Origin of the sequence: Streptomyces sp. B93, assembly GCF_018070565.1 — a bacterium.
Lineage (GTDB): Bacteria > Actinomycetota > Actinomycetes > Streptomycetales > Streptomycetaceae > Streptomyces.
In genome coordinates, this window is record NZ_JAGPXL010000046.1 from 23,367 (window position 1) to 40,388 (window position 17,022).

13 protein-coding genes are annotated in these 17,022 nt (G+C 70.3%); 7 read left to right on the plus strand and 6 right to left on the minus strand.

The genetic code is table 11. The features are described 5' to 3' along the window. Positions 1-53 precede the first annotated feature (53 nt). The 4 genes from KBY47_RS30120 to KBY47_RS30135 are packed head-to-tail and all read left to right on the plus strand — an operon-like array spanning position 54 to position 5,568. Positions 54-1,370: an extracellular solute-binding protein gene (locus tag KBY47_RS30120; RefSeq protein ID WP_210926669.1), complete on the plus strand. Its 1,317-nt coding sequence runs from the start codon at positions 54-56 to the stop codon at positions 1,368-1,370. Continuing rightward, positions 1,367-2,269 (plus strand): carbohydrate ABC transporter permease, encoded by a 903-nt coding sequence (locus KBY47_RS30125; RefSeq protein WP_210926671.1) that lies wholly within the window; start codon positions 1,367-1,369, stop codon positions 2,267-2,269. The genes KBY47_RS30120 and KBY47_RS30125 overlap by 4 nt, the downstream gene beginning before the upstream one ends. Position 2,270: 1 nt before the next feature. Beyond that, positions 2,271-3,167 (plus strand): carbohydrate ABC transporter permease, encoded by an 897-nt coding sequence (locus tag KBY47_RS30130; RefSeq protein ID WP_210926674.1) that lies wholly within the window; start codon positions 2,271-2,273, stop codon positions 3,165-3,167. Positions 3,168-3,201: 34 nt separating this feature from the next. Further along, positions 3,202-5,568, plus strand: a complete 2,367-nt coding sequence (locus KBY47_RS30135; RefSeq protein WP_210926677.1) for a glycoside hydrolase family 3 N-terminal domain-containing protein — start codon at positions 3,202-3,204, stop codon at positions 5,566-5,568. Positions 5,569-5,573: 5 nt separating this feature from the next. Here the strand turns inward: KBY47_RS30135 and KBY47_RS30140 are convergent, their stop codons facing one another. Continuing rightward, complete coding sequence (locus KBY47_RS30140) at positions 5,574-6,404, minus strand: alpha/beta fold hydrolase (protein WP_210926679.1); 831 nt, start codon at positions 6,402-6,404, stop codon at positions 5,574-5,576. 240 nt (positions 6,405-6,644) lie between these two features. Here KBY47_RS30140 and KBY47_RS30145 point away from each other — a divergent pair, with 240 nt between their 5' ends. Next, positions 6,645-6,851 (plus strand): hypothetical protein, encoded by a 207-nt coding sequence (locus tag KBY47_RS30145; protein WP_210926681.1) that lies wholly within the window; start codon positions 6,645-6,647, stop codon positions 6,849-6,851. 451 nt (positions 6,852-7,302) lie between these two features. Here KBY47_RS30145 and KBY47_RS30150 read toward each other — a convergent pair whose 3' ends face one another. Further along, on the minus strand, positions 7,303-8,340 hold the full coding sequence (locus KBY47_RS30150) for a M48 family metallopeptidase (protein ID WP_210926683.1): 1,038 nt from the start codon (positions 8,338-8,340) through the stop codon (positions 7,303-7,305). Positions 8,341-8,589: 249 nt separating this feature from the next. On the opposite strand from KBY47_RS30150, the gene KBY47_RS30155 reads away from it, so the two are divergent. Next, a complete protein-coding gene (locus KBY47_RS30155; protein ID WP_247695454.1) occupies positions 8,590-9,678 on the plus strand; it encodes a hypothetical protein in 1,089 nt (362 codons plus the stop codon). 132 nt (positions 9,679-9,810) lie between these two features. On the opposite strand, the gene KBY47_RS30160 is transcribed toward KBY47_RS30155, so the two are convergent. Beyond that, the gene (locus KBY47_RS30160) at positions 9,811-10,782 is read right to left on the minus strand and encodes an amidohydrolase family protein (protein WP_308405341.1); all 972 of its coding nucleotides are present in this window, start codon (positions 10,780-10,782) and stop codon (positions 9,811-9,813) included. A 115-nt stretch (positions 10,783-10,897) separates the two neighbouring features. On the opposite strand from KBY47_RS30160, the gene KBY47_RS30165 reads away from it, so the two are divergent. Then, the gene (locus KBY47_RS30165) at positions 10,898-11,533 is read left to right on the plus strand and encodes a TetR/AcrR family transcriptional regulator (RefSeq protein ID WP_210926688.1); all 636 of its coding nucleotides are present in this window, start codon (positions 10,898-10,900) and stop codon (positions 11,531-11,533) included. 105 nt (positions 11,534-11,638) lie between these two features. Here KBY47_RS30165 and KBY47_RS30170 read toward each other — a convergent pair whose 3' ends face one another. From KBY47_RS30170 to KBY47_RS30180, 3 genes are all read right to left on the minus strand, one after another. After that, a complete protein-coding gene (locus KBY47_RS30170) occupies positions 11,639-13,123 on the minus strand; it encodes a sulfatase (protein ID WP_374103131.1) in 1,485 nt (494 codons plus the stop codon). 314 nt (positions 13,124-13,437) lie between these two features. Further along, positions 13,438-15,408 (minus strand): acetoacetate--CoA ligase, encoded by a 1,971-nt coding sequence (locus tag KBY47_RS30175; RefSeq protein ID WP_210926690.1) that lies wholly within the window; start codon positions 15,406-15,408, stop codon positions 13,438-13,440. Further along, a complete protein-coding gene (locus KBY47_RS30180) occupies positions 15,405-17,009 on the minus strand; it encodes a bifunctional 3-(3-hydroxy-phenyl)propionate/3-hydroxycinnamic acid hydroxylase (protein WP_210926693.1) in 1,605 nt (534 codons plus the stop codon). Before KBY47_RS30180 ends, KBY47_RS30175 begins: the two co-directional genes overlap by 4 nt. Positions 17,010-17,022: the final 13 nt, after the last annotated feature.

The window sequence follows — 17,022 nt, forward strand, 5'->3', positions numbered from 1 at the left end:
GTTTTCACCACTACTCACGAGTAGCCCGAGGCTCTCGAGTGCGGAGAACAAACATGGAGAAATCCCTGTCCCGGCGTACCCTCCTCGGCATCGCCGCCGCCCTGCCCGTCTCCGCGGCGCTGTCGGCCTGCGGCTCGTCCGGTCCCAGCCAGGGCGGCGGCGGAGCCACGTACTGGTACCTCAGCGGACAGCCGCAGGAAGGCGTCAGGGCCGGCGCGGTGGACGCGTTCAACAAGGCCAACCCCGACACGCAGATCAAGGACACCACTTTCCAGAACGACGCCTACAAGACGAAGATCAAGACCGCCCTCGGCGCCGGTCAGGCACCCACCATCATCTGGGGCTGGGGCGGCGGGACGCTGCGCTCCTACGTGGAGGCGGACCAGGTCGAGGACCTCACCTCGTGGTTCGACGAGAACTCCGAGGTCAAGGACCGGCTGCTGCCCGCCTCGTTCGGCGCGGCGACCGTCGACGGCAAGATCTACGCGATGCCGTGCGAGAACGTGCAGCCGATCGTCCTCTTCTACAACCAGGAGGTCTTCGACCGCGTCGGCGTGCAGCCACCGGAGTCCTGGGACGACATCATGGCATTGGTGCCCAAGTTCAACGACGAGGGCATCGCGCCGTTCTCCCTCGGCGGGCAGTCACGGTGGACCAACATGATGTGGCTGGAGTTCCTCTTCGACCGCATCGGCGGCCCCGAAGTGTTCCAGGCCGTCATCGAAGGCGAGAAGGACGCCTGGTCCCACCCGGACGCCCTCACCGCCCTGACCCGGGTGCAGGACCTCGTCAAGGCCGACGGCTTCGTCAAGGGCTTCTCCTCGATCGCCGCGGACACCAACGCCGACCAGGCACTGCTGTACACCGGCAGGGCCGCCATGATGCTGCACGGCGCCTGGTCGTACGGCATCCAGAAGGCCGACGGCGGCGACTTCGTCCCCAGCGGCAAGCTGGGCTTCATGAACTTCCCGCCCGTCGACGGCGGCAAGGGCGACCCGGGCAACGGCGTCGGCAACCCCGCCCAGTACCTGTCCATCTCCTCGAAGGCCAGCGCCGAGGAGAAGGAGATCGCCAAGGACTTCTTCGCCAACGGCGTCCTCCAGGACGAGGAAGTGAAGAAGTGGATCGGCAACGGGTCGGTTCCCGTCCGCCTCGGCACGGAGAAGCTGCTCGCCGCCTCCGACAGCGCCGACTTCCTCCAGCTCACCTACGACATCGCCAGCAACGCCAAGACGTTTCAGCAGTCCTGGGACCAGGCGCTCAGCCCGACGGCCGCCGAGACACTGCTGGACAACATCGCCAAGCTGTTCCAACTGTCCATATCACCACAGCAGTTCGCCTCCAACCTCAACGCGGTCATCGGCACATGAGCGCACTCACCAGCCATCCGCCGCGCCGCGAGCCACGCAGCATCCTGCCCTGGCTGGCAGCGCCGGCGCTGGTCGTCTTCATCGGCTTCGCCGTCATCCCGCTCGTCGGTGTCTTCGTCCTCAGCTTCACCACGTGGGACGGGATCGGCAGCATCCACGCCTCCGGGCTGACCAGCTGGCGTGCGGTGCTCACCGATCCCGGGCTGCCGCACGCCCTGTGGGTCACCTTCCTGGTGATGGCCGTGTCCTGGGCCGTACAGACACCGGCGAGCATCCTCCTCGGCACGTTCCTCGCCGGCCGCCAGCGCTACCGCGCGGTCCTGGGCGTGATCTACTTCGTCCCGCTGCTGCTCAGCTCCGCGGCGATCGCGATCGCGTACAAGGCCCTGCTTGACCCCAACTTCGGGCTCGGCGCCGGACTGAAGATCGGGGCGCTCAGCCAGGACTGGCTCGGGCGGCCCTGGCTCGCCTTCGGCGTCGTCATCTTCGTCGTCTCCTGGCAGTTCATCCCGTTCCACGCGCTGATCTACCAGGGCGGCGTCCAGCAGATCCCCAAGTCCCTCTACGAGGCGGCGCAGCTGGACGGCGCCGGGCGCGTCCGGCAGTTCTTCAGCATCACGCTGCCGCAGCTGAAGTACACCATCATCACCTCCTCCACCCTGATGGTCGTCGGGTCGCTGACCTTCTTCGACCTCATCTTCGTCCTGACCGAGGGCGGCCCCGGGGACGCCACCCGGGTCCTCGCGCTGGACATGTACAAGCGCGGCTTCCAGGCCAACCTGATGGGCCCGGCCAGCGCCATCGCCGTCATCCTCGTCCTGGTGGGTCTCGCCCTCGCCCTGCTGCTGCGCCGACTCGGCGGCCGGGACGCCGGTGACAGCCAACTCGAGGGGGCCTGAGGTGACCACCACGCTGACCGAGCCGCGACGACCGCAGAAGACCACGCACCGCGAGCGCCGGGACCCGTCCCGTCCGGCGTCCCGCCGCCGCAACTGGGCCGGTGGCCTCGCGGGATGGCTCTGGCTCGTCATCGTCGCCGTACCCCTCTACTGGACCCTCATCACCAGCCTCAAGGAGCAGAGCCGCTACTACGCGAGCAACCCGCTGGTGCCGCCGAGCGACCCCACCCTGGACAACTACCAGCTGGTCATCGAGTCGGACTTCGTCCGCTACTTCGTCAACAGCGTCGTGGTCACCGCCGGCGCCGTGGTACCGGCGGTCGTGTTCTCCTTCATGGCCGCCTACGCCATCGTGCGCGGCTGGCGCATGCGGATACTGCGCCGGATGAACTGGCTGTTCCTGATGGGCCTGGCCATCCCGCTCCAGGCGACGGTGATCCCGCTCGACCTGATCATCATCAGACTGCACCTGTACGACAGCCTGCTGGCGCTGATCCTCCCGTCGATCGCGTTCGCCATCCCGCTGTCCGTGCTGATCCTCGCCAACTTCATCCGCGACGTACCCAAGGAACTGTTCGACTCGATGCGGGTCGACGGCGCCACCGAATGGACCACGCTGTGGCGGCTGGCCGCACCGCTGACCCGGCCGGCCCTCCTCACCGTGATCATCTTCAACGCGCTGACCATCTGGAACGGCTTCCTGCTGCCACTGGTCCTCACCCAGAGCCCCGAGCGCCGCACCCTGCCGCTCGCCCTGTGGAGCTTCCAGGGCCAGTACGGCGTCAACGTCCCCGCCGTTCTCGCCGCCGTCGTCCTCACCACCATGCCCATCCTGGTCCTGTACGCGTTCGGCCGCCGTCAGCTGCTCAGCGGACTGACCGCCGGATTCAGCCGGTGACCGCCATCCCGGGACCGCCGGGTGAGGGAGGAAAGTGACCGCCAACGTGGCCGTAGAGCCCACCCCCGAAATCCCCCTCTGGAACGACCCCGCCCTTCCCGTCACCACCAGGGTCGACGCCCTGATCGACGCGATGACCCTCCAGGAGAAGACCGCCCAGCTGTACGGAGTGTGGGCGGGCGCCTCCGACGAGGGCGGCGAAGTGGCCCCGCACCAGCACGACATGGAGGAGGCCGTCGACCTCGAGGCCCTGCTGCCCAACGGGCTGGGACAGCTGACCCGCCCCTTCGGCACCGTCCCCGTCGACCCTGCCGTGGGCGCGCTCTCCCTGGCGCGCACCCAGGCGCGTATCGCCTCGGCGAACCGCTTCGGCATCCCCGCAGTCGCCCACGACGAATGCCTGGCCGGGTTCGCCGCCTGGGGCGCCACCGCCTACCCCGTCCCGCTGTCCTGGGGCGCCACCTTCGACCCGGAGACGGTGCGCCGCATGGCCGCCGCCATCGGACGCGACATGCGCTCCGTCGGCGTCCACCAGGGCCTCGCGCCCGTCCTCGATGTCGTACGCGACGCCCGCTGGGGCCGGGTGGAGGAGACCATCGGCGAGGACCCCTACCTCGTCGGCACCATCGGCACCGCCTACGTGCGGGGCCTCCAGTCCGCCGGGGTCGTCGCCACCCTCAAGCACTTCGTCGGCTACTCCGCCTCCCGCGCCGGACGCAACCTCGCGCCCGCCTCCATGGGCGCCCGCGAACGCGCGGACGTCCTGCTGCCGCCGTTCGAGATGGCCGTCCGCGAGGGCGGCGCCCACTCGGTGATGCACGCCTACACCGACACCGACGGCATTCCCGCCGCCGCCGACGGGCAACTGCTGACCGGACTCCTCCGCGACACCTGGGGCTTCGACGGCACCGTCGTCGCCGACTACTTCGGCATCGCCTTCCTGAAGACCCTGCACGGCATCGCCGCCGACTGGGCCGACGCCGCGGGCACCGCCCTCGCGGCGGGCGTCGACGTCGAACTGCCCAGCGTCAAGACCTTCGGCGACCCCCTCGTGCGGGCCGTGACCCAGGGCCGTGTACCGGAGAGGCTCATCGACCGCGCCCTGCGCCACGTCCTCCTCCAGAAGGCGGCGCTCGGCCTGCTCGACCCCGACTGGAACGCCGTACCGGCCGCACTCGACGGCGCGGACCTCGACGACCCGGCCGCTCTGCGCGGAAAGGTCGACCTGGACAGGCCCGAGAACCGCCAACTGGCCCGGGAGATCGCCGAGAAGGCGGTCGTCCTGCTCTCCAACGACGGCACCCTGCCCCTCACCCGGCCCCGCCGCATCGCCCTGATCGGCCCCAACGCGGCCGAGCCCACCGCGGTGCTGGGCTGCTACTCCTTCCCCCAGCACATCGGCGTCCGCCACCCCGGAACCCCGCTCGGCATCGAACTGCCCACCCTGCGCGACACCCTCGCCGCCGAGTTCCCCGACGCCGAGATCACCGTCGCCCGCGGCACCGGCATCGACGACGGGGACGTCTCCGGCATCCGCGAGGCCGCCCGCGCGGCCCGCCGGGCCGACATCGCCGTGGTGGCGCTCGGCGACCGCGCCGGGCTCTTCGGGCGGGGCACCAGCGGCGAGGGATGCGACGCCGAGGCGCTGGTCCTGCCCGGCGCGCAGCAGCACCTGCTCGACGCCCTGCTCGAAACCGGGACGCCCGTGGTCACCGTGCTGCTCGCGGGACGGCCGTACGCCGTCGGCCGGGCCGTGGACGCGTCCGCCGCGATCGTGCAGTCCTTCTTCCCCGGCGAGGAGGGCACCCACGCGATCGCCGGGGTGCTCAGCGGCCGGGTCAACCCCTCGGGACGTCTCCCCGTGAGCGTGCCGCGCCTGCCGGGTTCCCAGCCGACCACCTACCTCGGCGCCCGCCTCGCGCACGCCAGCGCGGTGTCCAACATCGACCCGACCCCGGCGTTCGCCTTCGGCCACGGCCTGTCCTACACGCGGTTCGACTGGACCGACCTGACCGTGGACGTACACGAGACGCCGACGGACGGCGAGTTCACCCTCGCGCTCACCGTCCGCAACACCGGCGAACGGCCCGGTACCGAGGTCGTCCAGCTCTACCTGCACGACCCCGTCGCCTCCGTCGTCCAGCCGGTGCAGCGCCTCGTCGGCTACACCCGGGTGGACCTGGAACCCGGTGAGGCCCGCCGCCTCCGGGCCACGGTCCCGGCCGACGTCGCCTCCTTCACCGGCCGCGACGGCCGACGCGTCGTCGAACCGGGCGAACTGGAGCTGCGGTTGGCCGCCTCCAGCGCGGATACGCGCCTGACGGCGAGGGTCACGCTGACCGGAGCCGCGCACCACGTGGACCACACGCGGCGCCTGCACGCCACGATCGAGCGGGACTGACGGGGCTAGGACCTGATGAACTCCAGGATGTCGCGGTTGAGGACGTCCGGGTGCGTGGCCAGCATGCCGTGGGGGTAGCCCTCGTACGACTTCAGCGTGCCGTTCTTGAGGAGCTTGACCGTCAGCGGTGCCGAGTCCTCGTAGGGGACGACCTGGTCGTCGGTGCCGTGCGCGACGAGGACCGGGACCTCGATCTTCTTGAGGTCCTCGGTGAAGTCGGTCTCCGAGAACGCCTTGATGCACTCGTAGTGGGCGTTCGCCGCGCCCATCATCCCCTGCCGCCACCAGTTGTCGATCAGGCCCTGGGAGACCTCCGCGCCGGGCCGGTTGAACCCGTAGAACGGGCCCGAGGGCACCTCGATGTAGAACTGCGCGCGGTTGGCGGCGAGGGCCGCGCGGAACTGGTCGAAGACCTCGATCGGCGTACCGCCCGGGTTGCTCTCCGACTTCACCATGACCGGCGGGACCGCGCCGACCAGCACCGCCTTCGCGACCCGGCCCGGCTTGGCGCGCGCGACGTAGTGCGCCACCTCACCACCGCCGGTCGAGTGCCCGATGTGGACGGCCCCTCGCAGGTCCAGCTCGTCGGTCAGTGCCGCCACGTCCGCGGCGTAGGTGTCCATCTCGTGGCCGGTCGGGGTCTGGCTGGAGCGCCCGTGGCCCCGCCGGTCATGGGCGATCACCCGATAGCCCTCGGAGAGGAAGAACAACATCTGGTTGTCCCAGTCGTCGGCGCTGAGCGGCCAGCCGTGGTGGAAGACGATCGGCTGTCCGTCGCGCGGACCCCAGTCCTTGTAGAAGATGGTCGTACCGTCGGAGGTCGTGACCGTGCCCATTGCTAATCCTTCCGCGTGCCTCGCCGAGGTGGCCGGATGATGGGGAAGCGCTGAACCGCGGCACTCACGTTACGCCTAAATCGGACACTCCTCATCCGGTGGAAGCGGCGTGTAATCGTCCCTTTGTGCGATCTGTCCGACTCCTGCCCCAACCAGATCATTCATGCGCTACGTTCCGCGCACCGGAGACCGGCGCGACCGTACGAGGGCAGGGCGCCGTTCCGGGTGAGGGGGGAACTCATGCAAGAGCACACGTTTTCTGCTTCCGGTTCCGGCATGGGCCCCGGCACCGGGGCGGGCCCGGGCCGGACGGCCCCCTACGCGGTGGGCGGCCGGTGGCCGCAGGGCACCCTCATGGTCAGCCTGACGCCCGAGGACCAGCGAGCACTGCTCGGACTGGGCCGCATCGACACCGACTCGACCGCGATGGACGACGACCACTACTGACACCAGGCGCCGTCACACCACCCAGGCATCGCACGCAACCGCAGCGGCACAGGCGACCACCGCCGCACACAACAGCCACATCGCCGACGCGACGGCCCGGTACTTCACCGCCGCGAATCGGGACCGCCGCGGTCACACGGCACGCGGCAGCATCCCCACCCTCGCGCCCCCGGCACCGAAACCCAGCCACCACAGCCACTGCGCCGAGGCGTCCAGGGACCGCGGGGACCACGACCCGGCCAACAGACCACCCGCGAGCGCACCGGCACCGATTCCAGCCCCGGCCCCGGCCCCGGCCAGGAGCATCTGCGCCTTGTTGTCCGCCCTGTCGATCTCACGCCACGGCTCGACGCCATCAAGTACCGCAGAAGGAAGCCATACGCCGGTTCTGCCGCCCCCGGCCCGAGCAGCCGACGCGGTCACCCATCACGACACCGGAATGTGCCACGGTTCAACGCCCCACGCCCACTCCCACTCCGACCCCGTCCCTGATGAACCGCTCCGCGACGGCCTTTTTGGCGGGCTCCAACTCCCGCTCCACCGCCCCGACGGCCACATCGTCGGGCGCCACCATGGCGGGACGCACCTCCGCCTCCCTCAACACCCGGACGCGCATCCCCACGCCGTGGTGGGGGTGAGCCATGTCGCCGGAGACGCCCGCGGCGTGGGCGGCCACCTTCTGCCACAACCCCTCAGCCGCACCGGCCCGGCCGAACGTCCCGGCCTCGACCGCCAGCCGCCGCAACTCGGCGGTCACCACTCCCGACAGGCCACGGCACTCCAGCGCCTGTACGACCGCCTCCGTGGACGCGACACGGGCGGCGAGGGCGTCGGAGCGCAGTTCGGTCTCCTCGGCCAGGGACGCGGCAAGACGGTGAACCAGCCGGGCGAGCTGCCTCTGCGGCCAGGAGACGATCCACAGGCCCCATCGGGAGAGCGCGCTGTCCACGCGGAAGCGGCCGGTGGCCTGGGCCATGTCCTCCGCGAGCCGGCTCCGCGGAGAGGCGGCCATCGCCTGCTCCCGCAGCATCCCGGCCTCGTCGGCCGACGGAGCGACGCCACCGTGCACGAGCGGCAGAACGGTGCGGACCATCAGGTTGTGCCGCACATCGCCGACGGCGAAGTGCCCCAACTCGTGGGCCACACAGGCGATGCGCTGCTGCGGCGTGAGCGACTCCCACAGGGCGAGGCCGATATCGAGCCGCCTCCCACGAAGACCGAAGGGCACCGCGCTGATGGAGAAGTCATGACTCACCCGCACGGCATCGAAGCCCCGGGTGCCCAGGGACTCGGCGATCTCGTCCAGAAGCGCGAACAACCGGGGAGCGTCCTCTCGCCCCAGAACCGGCTGCTCCTGGCTCACCTTGCCGCGAGGGGGCCGCAGCGCCGCGGCCAGACAGATCAGCAGGAGCCCGAGGACGGGCTGGACGACCGTCTCCCACCCCAGGACGATCAACAGCGCGCCGCCGACGGCCAGAGCACCGATCATCAGGTGCACCACCACGGAAACGCCCACCGCGACCGCCACCGTGGCCGCCCCACTCCCTCTGACCAGCCGCACGACGCCCCGCCCCCACGAAACCGGCAACGTTGAAGCGGTCATGGGATACGTCCTGTGAGCAACGTTGACCCCACGGCACGCTCACGATTGCATGCTTGTGGTCCTCCGGTGGGGAGCCGGAGGGGGAACCGTGCCCTGTCTGGGGGGAAGATGAGGAAGAACTCGAACCGGAGCACCATGAGACGCGCCCGGACCGCCCTGAGCGCGGCGGTCGCGGCCTGCGTGGTCACCGTATTACCGAACGGAGCGGCGGCCGAGACCACGGCCGTCGAGGGCGTCGCGGGCGACGCGGGAGCCGGTGTGGAGAGGATCAGCGTCGCGCCCGACGGCACCCAGGCAGACGACCACTCCACCGGCGCCTCGATCACTCCCGACGGCCGCCACATCGTCTTCGCGTCGTCGGCCCAGAACCTCACCTCCGACCCCCCGACGGCAGGCGACAGGGTGTTCGTCCGCGACCAGCGGACGGCGCGGACCAGACAGCTGGGGAACCTGACCCCGCTTCAGCCCCCGGTGATCAGCGGCGACGGCGCGTACCTCGCCTATCCGGTGCAGTGGATCACCAACGTCCGCGTCCGCCTGTACCAGGTGGCCACGGGAGCGACGGCCGCCGTCAACTGCCTGGCCTACAGCTGCAACCAGCCCTCGATGAACGGGGACGGCCGCTACACCGCCCACGTCGTCTACTTCAACAGCCCCTCACCCGGCCAGCGCGTCGAGGTCCAGGACTCGAACACCGGCGCCAAGGAACTGATCGCCACCTTCGGCCACACCGCCTCGTCCAGGCCGTCCATCAGCGGCGACGCCCGCTACGTCGCCTACCAGGACGCCCAGGCGAAGGACGTCTACGTGTGGGACCGCACCACCGCCACCGCCTCCGGCCCGCTCGAAGGCCCCTCCATGGCGGCGACCCTCGTCCAACTCAGCGACGACGGCCGCAAGGTCGTCTACCTCTCGGGCACCGACACCTACGTCCACGACCTGACGGCGGGCACCGCCCAACTCGTACCGAACGTGCGCGGCGTCGCCATCGACCCCACCGGCCGCTACCTCCTGTACGCCCCCCACGACCCGGACGCCCCCTCCCTCACACTGCGCGACCTGCACACAGGCACCGACGAGACCGTCTCGACGCAACCCGCCACAGCCGGAACCGACGCGGTCAGCAGCGGCGGCCGCGACGTCGTCTTCCACTCCACGGCCGACGACATCGTCCCCGACGACACCAACAACAAGTCGGACATCTTCGTCCGCCACTACTACTGATCTCCGCGACCGCGAAATCGGGCAACTTCCCTGTCCTGCCCTTTCACATTTCTTGTGTATCACCATCCAGAAGTTGCGGCTCGTCGACGATAGGAGTAGCGCTCAGAACTGTTCCGCAAAGGATCTCCGTGGTCAGTCGGTGGACGCCAGGCGGGGGAAGAGGGCTGCGGCGGACCGGCGCTGCATCGCCTGTTGCTGTTCGGCTGTGAGCGTCTCGTCACGGGCGAGGGCTTCCGCCAGGCCGTGGACGACCCAGTCCGGCGTGAACGGGTAGTCACTGCCGTAGAGCAGCTGGTCCGTGTCGGTGAAGGTCAGCAGAGCGGGCAGGAGCCGGGGCAGTGCGAAGCCGGCCAGGTCGTAGTGGAGCCGTCGCAAATGGCCCAGCACATCCACGGGTCCGTCACGGACGACGAGCGAGAACACGGCGATCCGGTCGGCGAGCGCGGGCAACGCCGCTCCCGCGTGCGGGACGATGAAGCGGATGCCGGGATACCGGTCGAGAACACCGTTGAGGATCAGGCCCGTGACCGCCCGGGTCGTCTCGAAGGGGAACTCCAGCATGGGCCGGGGGAGGCCCATGCTGGTCGCCTCCCAGCACGGTGGGGACACCGGGTGCAGCAGGACGGCCGCGGCCCGTCGGTCCAGCTCGGCCATCAGCGGTTCGTAGCAGGGGTCCCCGAGGTACCGGCCGTCGTAGTGGGTGTGGAGGGTGATGCCGTCGGCGCCCAGGACGTCGTACGCGTGACGCAGTTCGTCCAGGGCGCCGGGCAGGTCGGGCAGGGGAAGCGAGGCGAGGAGTCCGAAGCGACGCGGATGGGCGCCCACGTGTGCGGCGCCTTCTTCGTTGACCGCGCGGGCCAGTTCACGTGCGGCCGCGTCGTCTCCGAAGTGGACGCCGGGCGAGGAGACCGACAGCAGGGCGGCGGCGATACCGGTGTGGTCCATCGCCTTCAGGGCGGACTCGGGGGTCCAGTCGGGAATGGCGGGCATGCCGTCGGGTCGGCCGTGTCCGGCGGCGTGCATCGCGGCCCGCAGCCGGGGAGTGATGAAGTGGGCATGCACGTCGATGGCATCCACCAGCGGCGACATGGGTTCTGCGGTCACGTACTGTTCCTCTCTCGGGCTACTGCCGACGCCAGGCGGACTGCCCGCCCTCCCCATGGTCCGCCCCGACGATGAAGACAGCCTTCGGGATCAGCCTGGTTGATAGGCTCCCTGCATGCCGAGTGCAGCCTTACCCAGCAACCGCTTCGAGCGGCGTCGTGCCGCGACCAGGCGGGCGCTCGTGCGTGCGGCCCGGGAGATCCTCGCCGACACGGGCGACACGGGTGTGAGCATCCAGGCGATCGCGGAACGGGCGGACGTCGGCTTCGGGTCGTTCTACAACCACTTCGAGTCGAAATCGGAACTCTTCGACGCGGCAGTGGCGGACGCGCTGGAGGAGTTCGGCCGGGCCATCGACGACCGGTTGCACGGGGTGGAGGACCCGGCCGAGCTGGTCGCGGCGGGCTTCCAGCTCAGCGCCCGGATGACCTGCTCGCACCCCGAACTCATGCAGGTCCTGCGCCGCCGCGGACTCGGACACCTGCACTCCGACTTGGGGCTGGCTCCGCGTGCCCTGCGTGACGTGATGCGCGGCATCTCGTCGGGCCGCTTCGCCCCCGTTGATCCCGGCGTCGCGGTGCTGGCGCTGGGCGGCACCCTGCTGGCCCTGGTGGAACTGCGGTTCTCGCGCCCCGACATCGACGGGGATGCCGCCGCCGTCGACATGGCCGATATGGCGCTGCGGATGCTGGGCCTGCCGCCCGAGGAGGCCAACGAGGTCGCCCGGCGCCCGCTGCCCAGCACCGTCTGAACCGCCCACGCCGTCGGCCGGGCCCTCCTCCGCCCGGCCGTGGGAGCCATGACCCGGCGGAGGAGGACGGTTGAGCATTCCACCGTCCCGCAGGCGTCCGCGCTCCTAGAGGGCCGGGTCCGGGTAGGGCAGCAGGGTGGCGTCGATCTTCTCCCAGGCCGCCTTGAGGTCGTTCAACAGGGCGGGTTCCTGAGCCGACTTGTCGGCGCACTCGCTGGGGTCCGCCGCCAGGTCGAACAGGACGTCCTTGCCCTTGTTGGGTGGGATCTTCGGGGCGTCGGAGCGGTGGTACTTCCACTTGCCGCGGCGCAGCGCGCGTTCGCTGCCCTTGCGCCAGAACAGATCCCGCTGCGGAGCGGCTTCGCCGCGCAGGAGGTAGCCGGCGAGGCTCGCGCCGTCGAGCGGAGTGTCCGGGGCCGGGCGTGCGCCTGCCACCTCCAGCAGGGTCGCCGTCCAGTCGGGCGTGAACACGGGAACCCGGCTGACCTGGTGGCTGTTGATACGGGCCGGCCAGCGCAGGATGTTCGGCACCCGGATACCCCCTTCCTGCAAGGTGCCCTTGATTCCCGCGAAGGGCCAGCTGTAGGCGAAGCGCTCGCCGCCGTTGTCGCTGGAGAAGAGGACCATGGTGTCCCTGGCCTGGCCGGAACGGTCCAGCGCCTTCAGGATCTGACCGATCGCTCGGTCCATGCCCTCGATCATCTTGCGATAGGTGTCCAGCGATCCTCCGTCGAGGTGGGCCAGCGCCAGCCTGGCCTTGCTGGGGGGAAGCTCACGCACGAGCTTCTCCAGACGGGCCGCCTCTTCCCGGTCGCCCTCGGCGATGAACGGCCAGTGCGCCGCGGTGAAGTTGAGGTTGAGCAGCCAGGGCCTGTCATGCTTGCGCCGGACGAAGTCGCTGGCCCGTTCGGCCAGGATGTTCGTGTAGTAGCGCAGGTCCTTGACGGTCGTCTCGCCCTCGTAGAGGTCGTAGGAGCCGTTCGTGGTGAGCTTGGAGTAGTACTCCAGGGACCCGCCGAAGTTGCCGAAGAACTCCTGCCAGCCCGACTTCGTGGGCGCGTAGTCGGGCAGAACACCGCAGTGCCACTTGCCGATCATGGCGGTGGTGTACCCGGCGTCCCGCAGCAGCGAGGCCAGTGTGGGATGCGTGGGATCCAGCCCCGTCCTGTCCGTGTCCTCGATGGGCTCTTCCAGGCCCGCCCTGATCCGTCCCGGGTAGCGGCCGGTGTACAGGCTCAGCCGAGTCGGTGAACAACTCGACGATCCGGCGTACCCGTCGGTGAAACGCAGACCCTGCGCGGCGAGCCGGTCCAGGTTCGGCGTACTGATGTGACGCGCGCCGAAGCACGACAGATCGGCGTAGCCCAGGTCATCCGCCAGGATGAACAGGATGTTCGGCCGCTTGGACGTCCGGTGGGTGGCCGCCTTGAAGGCCCGCTCCTCCGGCTCGCCCGATGCCTCCACCGACTGTGCCGGCTGTGCGCCCGACACCGACACCCCGACACCCACGGCGGCGACCGCCGCCCCGGAGCCCACCGCACCCGTGAAGCTCCGACGACTGATCCCTCTGTTTGAACGCGCCACTTCCACTCCTCATTACAGGGGGACCCGGGCATGCCGTGAGACGTGGAGGACACCCGGGTCGCAGGCGGGCACTTCGGCCGGCCCGCATATGGTTCATCGCACCGCGGCTCGTACCAGGTGCGTGGTGTGTGCTGCCGAGGCCCGCTCCCATGGCTGGGCCTCCAGAGCCCGCTCACGGGCAGGACTGATGCGGCTCAGCGAGATGGCGCCCCGGCTTCCCGTTCCGGAGGCGGACTCGCTATTTGTTGATGAAATCATCGATTCTGATTCAGAGTTCAGTCAAGAGGTGTGACTGACGATTTCATCAGGACTTGCTGGAGTCAGCCCTTCGGCCGGTTGCGGCGTTCAGCGCCCAGACGGGTGTAGTAGCCGATGAGGTCGGGGTCGTCGACCGCGGCGGCGCTGACGACCTGCTCGGCCGGTGCGCCCTGGAGGAGGCGCTTGACGGGGACTTCCAGCTTCTTGCCCGTGCGGGTGTGCGGGATGGCCGGGACTTCCAGGATCTCGTCGGGGACGTGGCGGGGGGACGCTCCGGTACGGATCGCCTCCTTGATCCTCTCGCGGAGGTCGTCGTCCAGGCTGACGCCCGCGGCAGGGACCACGAACAGGGGCATCCAGTAGCCGCCGTCGGGTTCCTCCGCTCCGATGACGAGGGCTTCGGTGATCTCAGGGAGGCGCTCGACGGCTTGGTGGATGTCGGCGCTGCCCAGGCGGACGCCGTTGCGGTTCAGCGTGCTGTCGGAGCGGCCGTGGACGATCACCGAGCCATGAGAGGTGAGCGTGATCCAGTCGCCGTGCCGCCACACGCCGGGGTACGACGCGAAGTAGGCCTCGGCGTAGCGGGTGCCGTCGGGGTCGTTCCAGAAGTACAGCGGCATCGACGGCATGGGCCGGGTGACGACGAGTTCGCCCACCTGGTCGACGACCGGCGAGCCTTCGGCGTCGTAGGCCGCCAGCGCCACTCCCAGGTGGGGCGCGGACAGCTCGCCCGCCCACACCGGGGTGCTGGGCGCGCTGCCGGCGAATCCGGACACCACGTCGGTGCCGCCGCTGATGGACGCGAGCAGAGTATGGTCGCCGACGTGGTCGCGGACCCAGGGGTAGGCCGAGGCGGGCAGGGCGGAACCGGTGCAGCCCACCACACGGACGGACGACAGGTCGTGCCCGGAGGGGTCGATGCCGAACTTCGCCATCCCCAGCAGGTACTGGGGACTGGTGCCGAAGACCGTGACGCGGTGACGCGCGGCCAGCTCCCACAGCACGTCGAGCTTGGCGAAGGGTGCCGGGCTGCCGTCGTACGTGCAGGTCGTGGCACCGGTCAGCAGAGTGGAGACGACCAGGTTCCACATCATCCAGTGGGTGGTCGTGTACCACAACAGGCGGTCGCCGGGGCCGAGGTCGGAGTGCAGGCCGAGGGTCTTGAGGTGCTCGAGCAGGACGCCGCCGTGGCCGTGGACGATGCCCTTGGGCAGGCCGGTGGTGCCGGAGGAGAACACGACCCACAGTGGGTGGTCGAACGGCACCGGCACGCAGGTGAGTTCTTCGGTGCGGGTGGCGGCGTCCTCCCACGGCACCACGAGGGACGGGTAGGCCGTCGTCGGGCCGGGCAGGCCCAGATGGTCCACCAGGAGCGCCGCCTTCAACGTCGGCAGTGACGCGGCCAGTTGGAGGGTGGCCTCGCGGCGGTCGTGACGGGCGCCGTTGAAGAGGTAGCCGTCGGCAGCGATCAGGACCGTGGGAGCGAGCTGGGCGAACCGGTCGGCCGCGGCCTGGGGCGCGTAGTCCTGCCCGCACACCGACCACACGGCGCCCAGACTCGCGGCGGCCAGGAAGGAGACGATCGCGTGCGGGGTGTTGGGCAGGTAGCCCACGACCCGGTCCCCCTGCCCGACGCCCAGCTCACGCAGTGTCGCGGCGACCGAGGCGACCTGGGAGCGCAGCTCGCCCCCGGTCACCTCGCCCGCGGCCCCGGTCTCGTCGAGGGAGAGGACGGCCACGCCGTCTTCGGTGAGGTGGCGCAGAGCGTGGTGGGCGTAGTTGAGGGTGGCACCGGTGAACCAGCGGGCGCCCGGCATGGTCTCCGTGGCCAGGACGCGCTCGTACGGGCTGTGCGCCTCGACGTCGAAGTACTCCCACACCGCACCCCAGAAGCCCTCCAGGTCGGTGACCGACCAGCGGTGCAGTGCGGAGTAGTCGGTGCCGTCCACCCCGATGTGACGGGCGAAGTCCGCGATGCGGCTGGCGGCCACGGCCTCCGGATCAAGCAGGAAGAAGGGGTCGGGCGTCTTCATGGGGCGGGACTCCTCAGCGGGCTTGCGGGGGTGGTTCGTCGGGAGGGGAGGGGGGTTCGTGCGGAGTGCAGCAGGGGAGCCCAGGCGGCGGTTGCCGTGAAGTCGCGTCCGCCGGACGGGATGACGTCCATGACCACGCGGTCCGGGCGCAGTATCACGGCATCGGCTCGTCCCTCGCGGAGCCACGTGATGAGTCGGCCGTCGTCGCCGAGGCCGGTGGTGTGAAGGGTGCGGGCGCCGAGGGCGTTGGCGATGGCTTGCAGCGTGGGGGAGGGGGGTGGGACCGTCACGATGGCGAAGGAACTGCCGAGCAGGTCGTCGAGGCGGGTGCGGTGTCCGTGGGCGGTCACCCATGGCTGTGGGCAGTGGCGGCCGACGAGTCTGCGCCCGGCGCCGTGGGTGCGGCGGTGGACTAGAGGTCCGGCGGCGAGGGCGGGGCTGAAGTCGCGGGCGGCCGCCGGGCCCAGCCCGGGGGTGCGCAGGACGGTACTGAGGACCCCTCGTCGGATGGCGGCGGCACTGTCCTGGCCGCCGGTCATGGCCCAGCCCATCGCGACGGCGAGGCGTATGACGTGCCGGGCGTGCGGCTTGCGTTCGCTTTCGTAGGTGTCCAACAGACGTTCGTCGGCGCCTTGTTGGAGTACACGGGCGAGTTTCCAGGTGAGGTTGTAGGCGTCGCGCAGCCCGGCGCAGAGCCCCTGTCCGATGAAAGGCGGGGTGAGGTGGGCGGCGTCGCCTAGCAGGAAGACCCGGCCGAGGCGCCAGCGGTCGGCGACGCGTGCCCGGAAGGTGTACCGGGCCTGTCTGAGCACTTCGAAGTCTGCCGGGCGGGTGCGGTCCACCCAGGGGGCGATCAGTTCCCGCAGCCGTTCGTCGTCCGGTTCCGGGCCGTTCTCCAGCCGGAACTCCCACCGGTAGCGGTCGTCGCCGACCCGCATGAACGTCGCGGGCTGTCGTGGGTCGCAGATCTGGTCGACGCCTTCCCAGCAGCGGACGGGCAGGCTGGTGCGCACGTCGACGACCGTCCATTGCTCCTTGAAGCGCAGGTCCTCCCACACGGCGCCGATGGCGTCACGGGTGAGGCTGTTGGCGCCGTCGCAACCGAGGACGGCGTCCGCGCGCACCAGGTGTTCACCGGTGTCGTCCCGGTAGGTGACGCGGACGGGACCGTCGTCGGTCTGTTCGACGGCCACCACTTCCACCCCGCCGCGCAGGTCGCACTCGGGGGCGCGGGCCAGGGCCCGGCGCAGGATGCGCTCCAGTTCGGGCTGGTCGAACATACTGGTCTGCGGGAAGCCGTGGGCTCCCTGTGCGGTGCGGGGAAACTCGGCCATCACCCGGTGCCGGGCGTCGAGCAGCCGCAGCCCGCGGGCGGGGCGGGCGATCGCGGCGAACTCCTCCTGCACGCCCGCGGCCTGGAGGATGCGGCGTACCTCGTCGTCGGTGGCGACGGCGCGGGGCAGCGGGTAGACGTCGTGATGGCGTTCGAGAATGACGGTCCGCACCCCGCGGCGGGCCAGGAGGAGGGCGGCGGTCACGCCCACCGGTCCGGCTCCCACGATCAGTACGGGTACGTGTGTCGAGTCGTGCTGGGCGGTCATGTGCGGCTCGCTT